The organism is Pseudomonas sp. R4-34-07 (assembly GCF_003852375.1).
In the GTDB taxonomy this organism is placed as follows: Bacteria; Pseudomonadota; Gammaproteobacteria; order Pseudomonadales; family Pseudomonadaceae; genus Aquipseudomonas.
Genome location: NZ_CP027760.1, coordinates 5,417,711 through 5,434,075, shown reverse-complemented (window position 1 = coordinate 5,434,075; position 16,365 = coordinate 5,417,711). Strand labels below are relative to the sequence as shown.

Annotated in this window: 14 protein-coding genes; 10 read left to right on the top strand and 4 right to left on the bottom strand. The window is 61.2% G+C overall.

The genetic code is table 11. The annotated features are described in order from the left end of the window. Position 1: 1 nt before the first annotated feature. On the top strand, positions 2-772 hold the full coding sequence (locus C4J85_RS25065) for an electron transfer flavoprotein subunit beta (protein ID WP_124408370.1): 771 nt from the start codon (positions 2-4) through the stop codon (positions 770-772). 688 nt (positions 773-1,460) lie between these two features. Here C4J85_RS25065 and gbcA read toward each other — a convergent pair. Further along, positions 1,461-2,756 (bottom strand): glycine-betaine demethylase subunit GbcA, encoded by a 1,296-nt coding sequence (gbcA, locus tag C4J85_RS25060; protein ID WP_124368614.1) that lies wholly within the window; start codon positions 2,754-2,756, stop codon positions 1,461-1,463. Positions 2,757-3,040: 284 nt separating this feature from the next. Here gbcA and gbcB point away from each other — a divergent pair, with 284 nt between their 5' ends. Beyond that, positions 3,041-4,141: a glycine-betaine demethylase subunit GbcB gene (gene gbcB, locus C4J85_RS25055; protein ID WP_124364713.1), complete on the top strand. Its 1,101-nt coding sequence runs from the start codon at positions 3,041-3,043 to the stop codon at positions 4,139-4,141. Positions 4,142-4,278: 137 nt separating this feature from the next. Here gbcB and C4J85_RS25050 read toward each other — a convergent pair whose 3' ends face one another. From C4J85_RS25050 to C4J85_RS25040, 3 genes are all read right to left on the bottom strand, one after another. After that, positions 4,279-4,812, bottom strand: coding sequence for a transposase (locus C4J85_RS25050; RefSeq protein ID WP_124410945.1), 534 nt, complete (start codon positions 4,810-4,812; stop codon positions 4,279-4,281). Between the two features lie 102 nt (positions 4,813-4,914). Continuing rightward, entirely contained in the window at positions 4,915-5,115 is a 201-nt protein-coding gene (locus tag C4J85_RS25045; protein ID WP_124368612.1) for a hypothetical protein, read from the bottom strand. Between the two features lie 193 nt (positions 5,116-5,308). After that, positions 5,309-6,349: a low specificity L-threonine aldolase gene (locus C4J85_RS25040; RefSeq protein ID WP_057723604.1), complete on the bottom strand. Its 1,041-nt coding sequence runs from the start codon at positions 6,347-6,349 to the stop codon at positions 5,309-5,311. 90 nt (positions 6,350-6,439) lie between these two features. Here C4J85_RS25040 and C4J85_RS25035 point away from each other — a divergent pair, with 90 nt between their 5' ends. From C4J85_RS25035 to fdhA, 8 genes are all read left to right on the top strand, one after another. Then, on the top strand, positions 6,440-7,168 hold the full coding sequence (locus C4J85_RS25035) for a TraX family protein (RefSeq protein WP_124410944.1): 729 nt from the start codon (positions 6,440-6,442) through the stop codon (positions 7,166-7,168). A gap of 252 nt (positions 7,169-7,420) precedes the next feature. Continuing rightward, positions 7,421-8,674 carry a serine hydroxymethyltransferase gene (gene glyA, locus C4J85_RS25030; protein WP_124368610.1) on the top strand — a complete coding sequence of 418 codons (1,254 nt, stop codon included), beginning with the start codon at positions 7,421-7,423 and terminating at the stop codon, positions 8,672-8,674. A 22-nt stretch (positions 8,675-8,696) separates the two neighbouring features. Next, positions 8,697-9,947, top strand: a complete 1,251-nt coding sequence (locus C4J85_RS25025) for a sarcosine oxidase subunit beta (protein WP_010207084.1) — start codon at positions 8,697-8,699, stop codon at positions 9,945-9,947. A 15-nt stretch (positions 9,948-9,962) separates the two neighbouring features. Then, the gene (locus C4J85_RS25020) at positions 9,963-10,265 is read left to right on the top strand and encodes a sarcosine oxidase subunit delta (protein ID WP_122487201.1); all 303 of its coding nucleotides are present in this window, start codon (positions 9,963-9,965) and stop codon (positions 10,263-10,265) included. Then, positions 10,262-13,279, top strand: coding sequence for a sarcosine oxidase subunit alpha (locus tag C4J85_RS25015; RefSeq protein WP_124410943.1), 3,018 nt, complete (start codon positions 10,262-10,264; stop codon positions 13,277-13,279). Before C4J85_RS25020 ends, C4J85_RS25015 begins: the two co-directional genes overlap by 4 nt. A gap of 133 nt (positions 13,280-13,412) precedes the next feature. Continuing rightward, positions 13,413-14,045 carry a sarcosine oxidase subunit gamma gene (locus C4J85_RS25010; protein ID WP_124368608.1) on the top strand — a complete coding sequence of 211 codons (633 nt, stop codon included), beginning with the start codon at positions 13,413-13,415 and terminating at the stop codon, positions 14,043-14,045. Between the two features lie 120 nt (positions 14,046-14,165). Beyond that, positions 14,166-15,023: a formyltetrahydrofolate deformylase gene (gene purU / locus C4J85_RS25005; RefSeq protein WP_124364704.1), complete on the top strand. Its 858-nt coding sequence runs from the start codon at positions 14,166-14,168 to the stop codon at positions 15,021-15,023. A gap of 137 nt (positions 15,024-15,160) precedes the next feature. Continuing rightward, positions 15,161-16,360, top strand: coding sequence for a formaldehyde dehydrogenase, glutathione-independent (gene fdhA, locus C4J85_RS25000; RefSeq protein WP_057723611.1), 1,200 nt, complete (start codon positions 15,161-15,163; stop codon positions 16,358-16,360). Positions 16,361-16,365 lie beyond the last annotated feature (5 nt).

Here is a 16,365-nt window from a genome sequence, read left to right as displayed (position 1 = left end):
CATGACAACCAATGTAATCAGCCTGGTATCCGTCGGCGCCCACCCCACTTCCGGACGCCCGCGCCGTGCCGAACAAGATGCGCGTGCGGTCGAGCTAGGGCTGCAGATGGCTGGGGATAAGTTGCAGGTGCTGCACGCGGGAGACATCAGCGAGCCGACCTTGCGCAGCTACCTGGGCATGGGCCTGCCGCAACTGCATGTACTGGAACAGCCGGCGGGCGCCGATGCGTTGCCAGTGCTGAGTGACTATCTACGCGATGCCGGTGCCCAGGTGGTGCTCACCGGCAGCCAGGCGGAAACCGGCGAGGGGTCGGGCATGCTGCCGTTCCTGCTGGCCGAACAACTGGGTTGGCCGCTGATTGTCGGCCTGGCCCAGGTGGAGTCCATCGAAAGCGGCGTGGCCCACGTGCTGCAAGCCTTGCCCCGTGGCCAGCGGCGGCGCCTGAAGGTACGCCTGCCTTTTCTCGCCACTGTGGATAACGCCGCGCCCAAGCCTCGGCAGAGTGCGTACGGCCCGGCGCAACGTGGCGAGCTTGCCGCCCACGAAGTCGAGATCGAACAGGATGAGTTATTCACAGACGCGCTGCTGCAGCCGGCCAAGCCGCGACCCAAGCGCCTCAAGGTGATCAAGGCCAAGAGCGGCGCCGACCGTATGAAGGCGGCAACGGCCAAGGCCAGTGGCGGCGGTGGGCAGGTGCTCAAGGGCGTGAGCCCTGAAGAGGGCGCGCAAGCCATACTCAAATTGCTCATAGAAGAAGGCGTCGTACGCTGAACCCCTGTGGGAGGGGGCTTGCCCCCGATGGCGGAGTGTCAGTTGATATAGCTGTAACTGACCCAGCGCTATCGGGAGCAAGCCCCCTCCCACATTGGACCTGCGGTTTACCCACAATCGCTGTTGATCCGCCTGTGGATAAGATGTTCGCTGTCGGTTACAGGCCTTATAAACAAAGGCTATCCTCGAACTGCTCAAAATCTGATCAAAGGTTGTTTTTACAGTCCTGAAAGTGCTGAATCCCCCGATATATGCAGGTTTGACGCGGTTTTCCACAGCGTGAGCAAAGTTGCCCCCAAAGTCTGTTGGTGCTTCTGTGGATAAGGTGTTCGCGTTCCTCTGTAGCCCTTGAGTACCGTGGCTTACAGGCTTTAGATCAAAAAATGATCAAAGCGGGATAAAACCCCTGTCTATAAATAAGTCACGGATTTTCTTGATTTATTTCCAGAGAAAAAGACAGTTGCCCACAATTGCTGTGGGTGTCTTTGTGGATAAGTTGTTGGGCAACGGCTGGAGGGCAGGCTTTTAGCGGTCCGCGCGAGAGTTGATCAAATATTGTTCAGCGCCTGGTACAAGTATGGGAGGGGGCTTGCTCCCGATAGGGATGGATCAGCTTGCACATGCATTGGCTGATACTCCGCTATCGGGGAGCAAGCCCCCTCCCACATTTTGATCCACGGTGTGTCAGTTATTCGTGGGCGGCAACGCCTTTGAGGTAGGGCGCGGGCGCGGCACCGAGGTTATTCAGCATGCGTTCGCTGTACCAATCGACAAAGTTCACCACGCCGAACTCATAGGTCTTGGAGTACGGGCCTGGCTGGTAGGCGGTGGAGTTGATCCCGCGCTGGTTCTCTTCGGCCAGGCGACGGTCCTGGTCGTTGGTGGCGTCCCACACTTGGCGCATGCGCTCCACGTCGTAGTCCACGCCTTCCACTGCGTCCTTGTGCACGATCCACTTGGTGGTGACCATGGTTTCCTGGGCACTGATCGGCCACACAGTGAACACGATGATGTGATCGCCCATGCAGTGGTTCCACGAGTGGGGCAGGTGCAGGATGCGCATCGAGCCCAGGTCGGGGTTCTTGATCCGGCCCATCAGTTTTGCGCAGCCCTGCTTGCCGTCCAGGGTCATCGACACGGTGCCCTTGAGCAGTGGCATGCGCACGATACGGTTGCGCAGGCCAAAACTGGCGTGGGCATAAGGAATCTTCTCGGCATCCCAGGCGGCGGCGGAAGCGGCTACGTGGTCCTTGAACGCCTGGTCGGCGCGCGGGTCGGTGACGTCGTCCCATTCCAGCAAGGTTTTCAGCAGTTCCGGGTGCGACGCGTTGCAGTGGTAGCACTCGCGGTTGTTTTCCAGCACCAGCTTCCAGTTGGCTTTTTCAAACAAGGTGGTCTGGATCGCCACCTTGGTGTTCTCCATGTCGTACGGTTCCATGTAATGGTTCAGGGTCGACAGGAAGTCATCGATGGCCGGTGGGTTTTCCGCCAGGCTGATGAAAATGTAGCCGCCGGCGGTCTTCACGTTCACCGGTTTGAGGCCGTACTGCTTCATGTCGAAGTCAGCGCCCATCTCGGTGCCGGCGAACAACAGGCGGCCGTCCAGCTCGTAGGTCCACTGGTGGTAGTGGCAAACGAGCTTGGCGACCTTGCCCTTTTCGCTGGTGCACAAGCGCGAGCCACGGTGGCGGCATACGTTGTGGAAGGCGTGCACCACACCGTCGGCGCCACGGATCACGATGATCGGGTTCTTGCCCACTTGCAGGGTCAGGTAGTTGCCCTTGGTGGGGATTTCGCAGGTCATGCCGGCAATCAACCACTCTTTCTGGAAGATCTCCTGCATGTCGATATCGAACAGTCGCTCATCAGAGTAAAACGGCTGTGGCAGCGAAAAGGTGCGCTCGCGCTCTTGCAGCATCTGCGCGGTGGCCTTGCGTGCGGGTTCCAGCGGATCGCCCAGGCTTAAGGTTGCGGTGACGTCCATCGTGTATGTCCTCATGGCCATTCTGTGTGGCCGGCGAATAGTGGCTACGGTTGGTGCTGTGCAAGGCGTAAAGAAAGTGTCTTTCGTTGGGAGCGAGTGTGGGCCCGGCGTTGCGTCGAACCTTATCCATGGGCGACATGGCCCAATCTGATCCCGACGCGCAACCCCCTGTCGTTGGGGGCTGGTCGCGGTAAGTATGTGAATGTCGCAGATAGGTAAATGGCGGATTCTCGCGTTACGCAGAATCGCCACCATAAGGCCGAGCCTCGGCGGTGGAGAACAGTATGTCCAACAGCTTCCTGAATCCGGTAACCACCCAGACCTGGGCCAATGGTCGGCACATCGTCCGTTGCGTCAAAGTCATCCAGGAAACCTGGGACGTGCGCACCTTCTGCTTTATGGCCGACCAGCCGATCCTGTTCTTTTTCAAGCCCGGGCAGTTCGTCACCCTGGAGCTGGAAATCGAAGGCCAGCCGATCATGCGCTCCTACACCATTTCCAGTTCGCCCTCGGTGCCCTACAGCTTTTCGGTGACCATCAAGCGCGTACCGGGCGGCAAAGTTTCCAACTGGCTGCACGACACGCTGCATGAAGGCCAGGAGCTGGCGGTGCACGGGCCGGTGGGGCTGTTCAACGCGATCGACTACACCAATCCGAAAGTGTTGTACCTGAGCGGCGGCGTCGGTATCACCCCGGTGATGTCCATGGCGCGCTGGTTTTACGACACCAACGCCAATGTCGACATGGTCTTCGTGCACAGCGCCCGCTCGCCGAAAGACATCATCTACCACCGCGAACTGGAACACATGGCGTCGCGGATCGATAATTTCAGCCTGCACCTGATTTGTGAGAAGCACGGTCTTGGAGAACCCTGGGCCGGGTACCGCGGCTATCTGAACCACAAGATGCTGGAACTGATGGTGCCGGACTTCCTCGAGCGCGAAGTGTTCTGCTGCGGCCCGACGCCGTACATGAGCGCGGTAAAACGCCTGCTGGAAGCCGCCGGTTTCGACATGACGCGCTATCACGAAGAATCCTTCGGCGCGACGCCGCCGGAAGCGCGAGCCGACGCGGTGGAGCAGGCCGAACAAGCCGCTGATGCCCCTGAAGTCGACCTGGCGGACCTGCATCAGGTGGAATTCATTGCGTCCGGCAAGAGCATCCGCGTGGCGCCGGGCGAAACCGTGCATGCGGCGGCGGCCAAGCTTGGCCTGTTGATCCCGAAAGCATGCGGCATGGGCATCTGCGGCACATGCAAGGTGATGAAGCTGGGCGGCGAGGTGGAGATGGAGCACAACGGCGGGATTACCGAAGAGGACGAAGCCGAGGGTTACATCCTGTCATGCTGCAGTGTGCCGAAGGGCGATGTGCGCATCGAGTTCTGACCCGAGCGCTGGTGACGCGGAGCGTCCAGGGGAGGCATTCCCACGCAGAGCGTGGGAACGATCGATCTTGACCACGCTGATCGTTCCCACGCTCTGCGTGGGAACGCCTCCTGGGACGCTCCGCGTCCCGCCTCTCTTTAGAACCAAGGCTGGATGTTGATCAGCCCTTCCATCCCTGCATAGTTGCGAGCGCTGGAGTACCGCCAGTGTTCTGCGCGGTCCACATAGCCTCGTTTCACGGGGTTGTGATGGATGTAATCAAGCTTCTGACGCATGACGGCCTCGCTGTAGACCAGTTCTGCATGGGAGCCTTCCTGCCAGAGTTGATAAACACGATCTGCCTTGTGCGCACGTTTGCTGAAACGCAGGCGCTGTAACACGCGCTCCGCACCTTTGCTCTGCAGGTCGTCGATGATGGTGCGGGCAGTGAAGGATTTGAATTGGCTGACGCATTTTCCCAAGTCGGGCGCTTGGGCAACGAAGTGCAGGTGGTTTTCCAGCACGACGTAGCCAAACAGGTTTAACGCATGGTTACTTTGTTGATATCGCCAGCAATCTAAAAGATGGTCCACCAAGTAACTGCGGGTGAAGAGTGGCAGCCACTCCGTGACCGTACAGGTTAGAAAGTGCGGCTTTTCGGGCTCGGTGATGACGTAGCGGCTTCTACCCACGTGCTCATCCTTGAGTTGGGGTGGACGCGGAGCGTCCAGGGGAGGAGGCATTCCCACGCAGAGCGTGGGAACGATCAGCGGAGCGTGGGAACGATCTGGGGGTTACTGGGCGTAGATGTGGATGACGAAGTGTTGGCCTGAGGCTGTCATTTCGTAGACTTTGTCATAAATCCTGAGCGTTCTGGATGGCTCGCGGATGGTATCGCCGACTTTGGCGTGCTTCCTGAACTCGTCCCAGTCGATGACGGTGGTGCTGTCGGTGCCGTTGCTTTGCAGGGTATTGATGTTGTTTTGATATTCCATGATTAAGCTCTCCATTGGATAGGTATTTCCGGCCGATCATTCGGCAGGTAAGAGACCCGAAAGGTGGCAGGTATCGCTGCGTTTTCCTTCCGGGTTCCAAGAGGCTAGACAACGAAATCACATTGCGCTGCTGTCAGAAATATCAAAAAACAGACTCGGCAATCGGCCAGCACGGACTGGGCTGATTTCTACTTCAAGCGTTCATTACTTCCCTGATATCCGCCGCCAATTCTCTTACACGCTCTTCCTCGGTATCCCACGCGCACATGAAGCGTGCGCCGCCTTTGCCGATAAAGGTGTAGAAACGCCAGCCCTTGGCGGTCAGCGCGGCGATGGCCGGTTCCGAGAGTTGCAGGAACACGCCGTTGGCTTGCACCGGGAACATCAGCTCAACGCCGGGAATATCCGCCACCAGGCTGCTGAGCAGTTGCGCGCAGTGGTTGGCGTGGCGCGCATGCTTGAGCCAGGCGTCGTTTTCCAGCAGGCCCACCCACGGTGCCGACAAAAAGCGCATCTTCGACGCCAGTTGGCCGGCCTGTTTGCAGCGGTAGTCGAAGTCTTCGGCCAGCTTGTGGTTGAAGAACAGGATGGCTTCACCCACCGCCATGCCGTTCTTGGTGCCGCCAAAGCACAGCACGTCTACACCGGCCTTCCAGGTCAGATCGGCCGGCGAGCAGCCGAGGAAGGCGCAGGCGTTGGAGAAGCGTGCGCCATCCATGTGCAGGTTCAGGCCCAGCTCCTTGCAGGTGGCGCTGATGGCGCGGATTTCCTCTGGGGTGTAGACGCTGCCGACCTCGGTGGCCTGGGTCAGCGTGACGACGCGCGGTTTCGGGTAGTGGATATCCTGGCGCTTGAGGGCGATTTCGCGGATTGATTCCGGGGTCAGCTTGCCGTTTTCGGTGCGGGCGGTGAGCAGCTTGGAGCCGTTGGAGAAAAACTCCGGCGCGCCGCATTCGTCGGTCTCGACGTGGGCGGTTTCCGAGCAAATCACGCTATGGTAGCTCTGGCACAGCGAAGACAGCGCCAGGGAGTTGGCGGCGGTACCGTTGAAGGCGAAGAACACTTCGCAGTCGGTTTCGAACAGATTGCGGAAACCGTCGGCGGCGCGGTGGGTCCACTCATCATCACCGTAAGCGCGTTGATGGCCCTGGTTGGCTTGTTCCATGGCGGCCCAGGCTTCCGGGCAGATGCCGGAATAGTTGTCGCTGGCGAATTGTTGGCTCTTGTCGGTCATGGCCCATTCCTGTGGTCGATGTTGGTGCGCACTTTAACCAAGATTGGGAGGGGGGCGCACGCACTGTAAATGCAAAGTCGTTGGGGAATTATGCACGGTACTGAAACGATTCCTGTCGGACGTATCCGCGATGGCGCTTTGGATCTGCTCAAGTGGCTGGCACTGCTGAGCATGGTGCTGGACCACCTGCGCTATGTGGGGTTGAGTCTGGATGGGCTGTACGTGCCGGGGCGCCTGGCGTTCCCGTGGTTTTGCCTGGCGATCGCGGCGAACCTGCATCGCGCGCGCAAGGCGCCGATGAGCGGCCAGTGGCGCTACCTTGGCTGGTTGCTGTTGTTCAGTGTGATCAGCGAAGTGCCCTATCGGCTGTTCATCGAGGATGCCGATACGTTGAATGTGCTGCCGACCCTGGCACTGGGCGTGCTGGTTGCCAGGGGATGGCAGCACAAAGCCCTTGTTGATCGAGGATTGGCGCTGCTGGCGCTCGCAGCAGGCGCTGTCTTTTCCACGCAACTGATGTTCGGTTTTTTTGGTGTATTGCTGCCACTGGCGATGCTGCTGGTATTCAGCCGGCCATGGTATTTCAGCGTGTTACCGGGTTTGGTTTGCGTAGCCGCCAACCAATGGCAGATTTTGCTCAACAGCGGCTCGATCGTTGCGCTGACCGGGTTGGCCGCGTGCCTGATCGCGCCATTGGCCGGATTGGTCTTGTTGCGACATGCCAAAAGCGCCTCCCCGCCAGCCATGCGTCGCTGGGCGTACGCTCTGTACCCCGCGCATTTCCTCCTGCTGCTACTCATCCGCCAGATCATCGCTTAACCCTTGTGGGAGGGGCGGTGCGACGATTCGACTTGCCCCCGATTGCGATGTGTCAGCCAGCCTATGTGCAAGCTGATGCACCGCTATCGGGAGCAAGCCCCCTCCCACATTTATTTCTGTGTTGTTTGAGCAATGTCGTAAACGCACCTTTGCGTGGCGTGCGCAGGCATTTGACCTGCACGCGCCAGCCCTACCATCGCATCAAAGGGCCCTGCACGGGCCTCAACAATACGAAAGGCTGGGAGAGACGCGATGTTCAGCAAACAAGACCAGATCCAGGGATATGACGACGCACTGCTGGCGGCGATGAATGCCGAGGAGCAGCGTCAGGAAGATCATATCGAGCTGATCGCGTCGGAGAACTACACCAGCAAGCGTGTGATGGAAGCTCAAGGCAGCGGCCTCACCAACAAATACGCCGAAGGCTACCCGGGCAAGCGCTACTACGGTGGCTGCGAGCATGTGGACAAGGTCGAGGCCCTGGCCATCGAGCGCGCCAAGCAGCTGTTCGGCGCCGATTACGCCAACGTGCAGCCGCACTCCGGTTCGTCCGCCAACAGTGCGGTGTACCTGGCGCTGATCAATGCCGGCGACACCATTCTCGGCATGAGCCTGGCCCACGGCGGTCACCTGACCCACGGCGCCAAAGTGTCGTCCTCGGGCAAGCTGTACAACGCGGTGCAGTACGGCATCAACACCGATACCGGGCTGATCGACTACGACGAAGTCGAGCGCCTGGCCGTGGAGCACCAGCCGAAAATGGTCGTGGCCGGTTTCTCTGCCTACTCCAAGACCCTGGATTTCCCACGCTTCCGTGCGATCGCCGACAAGGTGGGCGCGCTGCTGTTCGTCGACATGGCCCACGTCGCCGGCCTGGTGGCCGCCGGTCTGTACCCGAACCCGCTGCCCTACGCGGACGTGGTCACCACCACCACCCACAAGACCCTGCGCGGTCCACGCGGTGGCCTGATCCTGGCCAAGGCCAACGAAGCCATCGAAAAGAAACTCAACGCGGCTGTCTTCCCCGGCGCCCAGGGTGGGCCGCTGATGCATGTGATCGCCGGCAAGGCGGTGTGCTTCAAGGAGGCAGCAGAGCCAGGCTTCAAGGCGTATCAGCAACAGGTGATCGACAACGCCCAGGCCATGGCCGAGGTGTTCATCAAACGCGGCTACGACGTGGTCTCCGGCGGCACCGACAACCACTTGTTCCTGGTCAGCCTGATCCGTCAGGGCCTCACCGGCAAAGACGCGGACGCGGCCCTCGGCCGCGCCCACATCACCGTCAACAAGAACGCTGTGCCGAATGACCCGCAGTCGCCGTTCGTGACCTCGGGCCTGCGCATAGGCACCCCGGCGGTGACCACCCGTGGCTTCAAAGTGCCGCAGTGCATCGAACTGGCCGGCTGGATCTGCGACATCCTCGACAACCTCGGCGACGCCGATGTCGAGGCCAACGTGGCCAAGCACGTGTCTGCCCTGTGCGCTGATTTCCCGGTTTATCGCTGAGCGCGGTTTTGGAGTAATGACTATGCAACGCTACTCAGGCTTCGGCCTCTTCAAGCACTCCCTCAGCCATCACGAAAACTGGCAGAAGATGTGGCGCACGCCGACCCCCAAGAAGGTCTACGACGTGGTGATCGTCGGCGGCGGCGGGCATGGTCTGGCGACCGCTTACTACCTGGCCAAAGAGCACGGCATCACCAACGTGGCCGTGGTCGAGAAAGGCTGGCTGGGCGGCGGCAACACGGCGCGCAACACCACCATCGTGCGTTCCAACTACCTGTGGGATGAGTCGGCGCACCTGTACGAACACGCGATGAAACTCTGGGAAGGTTTGTCTCAGGACCTGAACTACAACGTGATGTTCTCCCAGCGCGGTGTGTACAACCTGTGCCACACCCTGCAGGACATCCGCGATTCCGAGCGTCGTGTCAGCGCCAACCGCCTCAATGGCGTGGACGGCGAACTGCTCAACGCCAAACAGGTAGCGGACGAGATTCCGTACCTCGACTGCTCGAAAAACACCCGTTACCCGGTCCTCGGCGCCACCGTGCAACGTCGCGGCGGCGTGGCCCGTCACGATGCCGTGGCCTGGGGTTTCGCCCGCGCCGCTGACGCTCTCGGTGTGGATTTGATCCAGCAGACCGAGGTGATCGGCTTTCGCAAGGAAAACGGCGTGTGCATCGGCGTGGAAACCAACAAGGGCTTTATCGGCGCCAAGCGCGTCGGTGTGGTCACGGCCGGTAACTCCGGGCACATGGCGTCACTCGCCGGGTTTCGTTTGCCGATCGAATCCCACCCGCTGCAAGCGTTGGTGTCGGAGCCGATCAAGCCGATTATCGACAGCGTGATCATGTCCAACGCCGTGCACGGCTACATCAGCCAGTCCGACAAGGGCGACCTGGTGATCGGCGCCGGTATCGACGGCTACAACGGCTACGGCCAGCGTGGCTCGTACCCGGTGATCGAACACACCATCCAGGCCATCGTCGAGATGTTCCCGGTATTGTCCCGGGTGCGCATGAACCGCCAGTGGGGCGGCATCGTCGACACCACGCCGGACGCCTGCCCGATTATCTCCAAGACCCCGGTGCCGAACATGTTCTTCAACTGCGGTTGGGGTACCGGTGGCTTCAAGGCTACGCCCGGCTCAGGCAACGTGTTTGCCGCGAGCCTGGCCAAGGGTGAAATGCACCCGCTGGCCGCGCCATTCTCCATCGACCGTTTCCACAACGGTGCGCTGATCGACGAACACGGCGCTGCGGCCGTCGCCCACTAACAGGAGAAATTTCCTATGTTGCATATCTTCTGTCCTCACTGTGGCGAACTGCGCTCCGAAGAGGAATTCCACGCGTCCGGCCAAGCGCACATCCCGCGCCCGCTGGACCCGAATGCCTGCACCGATGCGGAGTGGGGCGACTACATGTTCTTTCGCGACAACCCCCGTGGCCTGCACCACGAACTGTGGATTCACGCCGCCGGTTGCCGCCAGTACTTCAACGCAACGCGCGACACCCTGACTTACGAAATTCTTGAAACCTACAAGATCGGCGAGAAGCCGCAATTCACCGCCAAGGCCGCTGGAGAGAAGGTATGAGCCAGATCAATCGCCTGTCCAACGGTGGCCGGATCGACCGTAACAAAGTCCTCACCTTTACCTTCAACGGGCAGAGCTACAAGGGCTTTGAAGGCGACACCCTGGCCGCTGCACTGCTGGCCAACGGCGTCGACATCATCGGCCGCAGTTTCAAGTACTCGCGCCCTCGCGGCATCTTCGCCGCCGGCGCCGAAGAGCCGAACGCGGTGCTGCAGATCGGCGCCACCGAAGCCACCCAGATTCCCAACGTGCGCGCCACGCAACAAGCGCTGTACCAAGGCCTGGTTGCCACCAGCACCAACGGCTGGCCGAGTGTCAACAACGACATGATGGGCATCCTCGGCAAGGTCGGCGGCAAGCTGATGCCGCCGGGTTTCTATTACAAAACCTTTATGTACCCGCAGTCGTTCTGGATGACCTACGAGAAGTACATCCGTAAGGCGGCCGGCCTTGGCCGTTCGCCGACCGAAAACGATCCGGACACCTACGACAACTTCAACCGTCACTGCGATGTGCTGGTGGTCGGTGCCGGCCCGGCCGGTCTCGCCGCTGCACTGGCGGCTGCGCGCAGCGGTGCGCGGGTGATCATTGCCGATGAGCAGGAAGAGTTCGGTGGTTCGCTGCTGGATTCGCGCGAAAGCCTTGACGGCAAGCCGGCGACCGAATGGGTTGCCAGCGTCATTGCCGAGTTGAAAGCCCTGCCGGACGTGGTGCTGCTGCCCCGCGCCACCGTCAACGGCTACCACGACCATAACTTCCTGACCATTCACGAGCGCCTCACCGATCACCTCGGTGACCGTGCGCCAGTTGGCGTGGTGCGCCAGCGTATCCACCGTGTGCGTGCCAAGCGCGTGGTGCTGGCGACCGGTGCCTGCGAGCGTCCGCTGGTGTACGGCAACAACGACGTGCCGGGCAACATGCTCGCCGGAGCCGTCTCTACTTACGTGCGCCGCTACGGCGTGGCACCGGGCAAAAAGCTGGTGCTGTCGACCAACAACGACCACGCCTACCGTGTCGCCCTGGACTGGCTCGATGCGGGCCTGCAAGTGGTCGCGGTGGCCGATGTACGCCACAACCCACGCGGCGCGCTGGTTGAAGAAGCCCGCGCCAAAGGTATTCGTATCCTCACCGGCAGCGCCGTAGTCGAAGCGCGTGGCACCAAGCGCGTGAGCGCTGCCCGAGTGGCTGCGATCGATGCGAAAGCACACAAAGTCACCAGCCCCGGCGAGTGGCTGGACTGCGACCTGGTGGCCAGCTCCGGCGGCTACAGCCCGGTGGTCCACCTGGCCTCGCACCTGGGCGGCAAGCCGACCTGGCGTGAAGACATCCTCGGTTTCGTGCCGGGCGAAGCGCCGCAGAAACGCGTGTGCGTCGGCGGTATCAACGGCGTCTACGGCCTGGGCGATTCCCTGGCCGATGGGTTCGAAGGCGGCGTACGTGCGGCCAGCGAAGCCGGGTTCGCCCCGGTTGAAGGCGTGTTGCCGAAAGCCTTGAGCCGTCTGGAAGAGCCGACCCTGGCGCTGTTCCAGGTGCCGCACGAAAAAGTTACCGCACGGGCGCCGAAGCAATTCGTCGACCTGCAGAACGACGTGACTGCCGCCGCCATCGAACTGGCTACCCGCGAAGGTTTCGAATCGGTCGAGCACGTCAAGCGCTACACCGCGCTGGGCTTCGGTACCGACCAGGGCAAGCTGGGTAACGTCAACGGCCTGGCCATTGCCGCGCGCTCGCTGAACGTGACCATCCCGCAGATGGGCACCACCATGTTCCGTCCCAACTACACACCCGTGACATTCGGTGCGATAGCGGGCCGTCACTGTGGGCACATCTTCGAACCGGTGCGCTACACCGCGCTGCAAGCCTGGCACGTGAAGAACGGCGCCGAATTTGAAGACGTTGGCCAGTGGAAACGCCCGTGGTATTTCCCGCGCACCGGCGAAGACCTGCACGCTGCGGTCAAGCGCGAATGCCTGGCCGTGCGCGACAGCGTCGGCCTGCTGGATGCGTCCACCCTCGGCAAGATCGATATCCAGGGCCCGGATGCCCGTGAGTTCCTCAACCGTATCTACAGCAACGCCTGGACCAAGCTCGACGTGGGCAAGGCGCGCTACGGCCTGATGTGCAAGGAAGATGGCATGGTCTTCGACGACGGCGTCACCGCCTGTCTGGCCGACAACCACTTCCTGATGACCACCACCACCGGCGGCGCCGCGCGTGTGCTGCAATGGCTGGAAATCTACCAACAGACCGAATGGCCGGACCTCAAGGTGTACTTCACCTCGGTCACCGACCATTGGGCGACCATGACCCTGTCTGGCCCCAACAGCCGCAAACTGCTGAGTGAAGTCACCGACATTGACCTGGACAAGGACGGCTTTCCGTTCATGACCTGGAAAGAAGGCCTGGTGGGCGGCGTACCGGCGCGGGTGTTCCGTATCTCGTTTACCGGCGAGCTGTCGTATGAAGTCAACGTGCAGGCCGACTACGCCATGGGCGTGCTGGAACAGATCGTCGAGGCCGGCAAAAAGTACAACCTGACGCCGTACGGCACCGAAACCATGCACGTACTGCGCGCCGAGAAGGGCTTCATTATCGTCGGCCAGGACACCGACGGCTCGATGACCCCGGACGACCTGAACATGGGCTGGTGCGTAGGCCGTACCAAACCGTTCTCGTGGATCGGCTGGCGCGGCATGAACCGCGAAGACTGCGTGCGTGAAGAGCGCAAGCAACTGGTCGGGCTCAAGCCGATTGACCCGACGGTATGGCTGCCGGAAGGCGCGCAGTTGGTGTTCGATCCGAAACAGACGATCCCGATGAAGATGGTCGGCCACGTCACCTCAAGTTATGCGCACAACTCCCTGGGCTATTCGTTTGCCATGGGCGTGGTGAAGGGCGGCTTGAAGCGCATCGGCGAACGGGTGTTTTCGCCCCAGGCCGATGGCAGCGTGATCGAGGCGGAGATTGTGTCTTCGGTGTTCTTTGATCCGAAAGGTGAACGGCAGAACATCTGATACCTGATCGTTCCCACGCTCCGCGTGGGAATGCATCCCCGGGACGCTCCGCGCCCCTGGAGCGGACGCAGAGCGTTCATGGCGGCATTCCCACGCAGAGCGTGGGAACGATCAATTTAAGACAAGGTGCTTTATGACAGCAGCCAACGTATACCAACAACGCCCCACCACCGGTGCCAAGGCCGAGTCGTCGCTGCACCATGCCGACCTCGCCAGCCTGGTCGGCAAGGGCCGCAAGAATGCCGGCGTGACCGTGCGTGAAAAGAAACTTCTGGGCCACCTGACCCTCCGCGGCGACGGCCACGATGCCGCGTTCGCCAGCGGCGTGCACAAGGCCCTGGGCATCGAACTGCCTGGCGCTCTGCGGGTCATCGTCAACGGTGAAACCAGCCTGCAATGGCTCGGCCCGGACGAGTGGCTGTTGATCGTGCCAGGCGGCGAAGAGTTCGCTGCCGAACAAAACCTGCGCGCGGCGTTGGGCGACCTGCATATCCAGATCGTCAACGTCAGCGGCGGCCAGCAAATTCTCGAACTCAGCGGCCCGAACGTGCGCGATGTGCTGATGAAATCCACCAGCTACGACGTGCATCCCAACAACTTCCCGGTGGGCAAGGCGGTGGGCACGGTGTTCGCCAAGTCGCAACTGGTGATCCGTCATACCGCAGAAGACACCTGGGAACTGCTGATCCGTCGCAGCTTCTCGGATTACTGGTGGTTGTGGCTGCAGGACGCCTCGGCCGAGTTTGGCCTGAGCGTTCAAGCCTGATCGTTCCCACGCTCCGCGTGGGAACGCATCCCGGGACGCTCCGCGTCCCAAGAGCGGACGCAGAGCGTCCATGGCGGCATTCCCACGCAGAGCGTGGGAACGATCAAGGAGTCAACCGTAATGAGCCGCGCACCCGATACATGGATTTTGACCGCCGACTGCCCCAGCGTGCTCGGCACGGTGGACGCGGTCACCCGCTACCTGTTCGAGCAGGGCTGCTACGTCACCGAGCACCACTCGTTCGATGACCGCCTCTCGGGCCGCTTTTTCATCCGCGTGGAATTTCGCCAGCCGGACGGTTTTGACGAGCAAGCCTTTCGCGACGGTCTGGCCACGCGCGGCGAAGCCTTTGGCATGATCTTCGAGCTGACGGCGCCGAACTACCGGCCCAAAGTGGTGATCATGGTCTCCAAGGCGGACCACTGCCTGAATGACCTGCTGTATCGCCAGCGCATCGGCCAATTGTCGATGGACGTGGTCGCGGTGGTGTCCAACCACCCCGATCTGAAACCCTTGGCCGACTGGCACCAGATTCCCTACTTCCATTTCCCGCTGGACCCCAACGACAAGCCGTCCCAGGAGCGCCAGGTGTGGCAAGTGGTGGAAGACACCGGCGCCGAGTTGGTGATTCTTGCGCGCTACATGCAGGTGCTGTCGCCGGAACTGTGCCGCAAGCTGGACGGCAAGGCGATCAACATCCACCACTCGTTGCTGCCGGGTTTCAAAGGCGCCAAGCCCTATCACCAGGCGTACAACAAGGGCGTGAAACTGGTCGGCGCCACGGCGCATTACATCAACAACGATCTGGATGAAGGCCCGATCATCGCCCAAGGCGTGGAGGTGGTGGATCACAGCCACTATCCCGAGGATTTGATTGCCAAAGGGCGCGATATTGAAGGGCTCACGTTGGCGCGGGCGGTGGGGTATCACATCGAGCGGCGGGTGTTTTTGAACGCCAATAGAACTGTGGTGCTTTGACTGACGCCATCGGGAGCAAGCCCCCGATGAGGTCCTCAAAAACAACGCAAAAACAGCATCTGTAACCCGAGCACTTAAACGCGCTGCCCACCTAACAGGGCAACGCAGTTCCATAAAAACAACAGCGAGGTGAAAGCATGTCTGGCAATCGTGGTGTCGTGTATCTCGGCAACGGCAAGGTCGAAGTACAGAAAATCGACTATCCCAAAATGCAGGACCCCCGTGGCAGGAAGATCGAGCACGGCGTCATCCTGCGCGTGGTCTCTACCAACATCTGCGGCTCCGACCAACACATGGTGCGCGGCCGCACCACCGCCCAGACCGGCCTGGTGCTGGGGCATGAAATCACCGGCGAAGTGATCGAGAAGGGCAGCGACGTCGAGAACCTGAAGATCGGTGACCTGGTGTCGGTGCCCTTCAACGTAGCGTGCGGTCGTTGCCGCTCCTGCAAGGAAATGCATACCGGCGTGTGCTTGAGTGTCAACCCGGCGCGCCCGGGCGGTGCCTACGGCTATGTCGACATGGGCGACTGGACCGGTGGCCAGGCTGAATACGCGCTGGTGCCTTACGCCGACTTCAACCTGTTGAAACTGCCGGACCGCGACAAGGCGATGGAGAAAATCCGTGACCTGACGTGCCTCTCCGACATCCTGCCGACCGGCTACCACGGTGCGGTCACGGCAGGCGTTGGCCCAGGCAGCACGGTCTACATCGCCGGTGCCGGCCCGGTCGGCCTCGCCGCTGCCGCGTCAGCACGTCTGCTGGGCGCTGCGGTCGTGATCATCGGCGACGTCAACCCGATCCGCCTGGCCCACGCCAAGGCCCAAGGCTTTGAAATCGCCGACCTGTCCACCGACACGCCGTTGCACGAACAGATTGCCGCGCTGCTCGGCGAGCCGGAAGTGGACTGCGCCGTCGATGCCGTAGGCTTTGAAGCACGCGGCCACGGCCATGACGGCGTCAAGGCCGAAGCCCCGGCCACGGTGCTCAACTCACTGATGGGCGTGGTGCGCGTGGCGGGCAAGATCGGTATCCCCGGCCTTTACGTCACCGAAGACCCAGGCGCTGTCGATGCCGCCGCTAAAATGGGCAGCCTGAGCATTCGTTTTGGTCTGGGTTGGGCCAAATCCCACAGCTTCCACACCGGGCAAACGCCGGTGATGAAGTACAACCGCCAGCTGATGCAGGCGATCATGTGGGACCGTATCAACATCGCTGAAATCGTCGGCGTGCAGGTGATCAGCCTGGATGACGCGCCACGTGGCTATGGCGAGTTCGATGCGGGTGTGCCGAAGAAATTTGTGATTGATCCGCATAAAATGTTCAGCGCGGCATAAAGCCT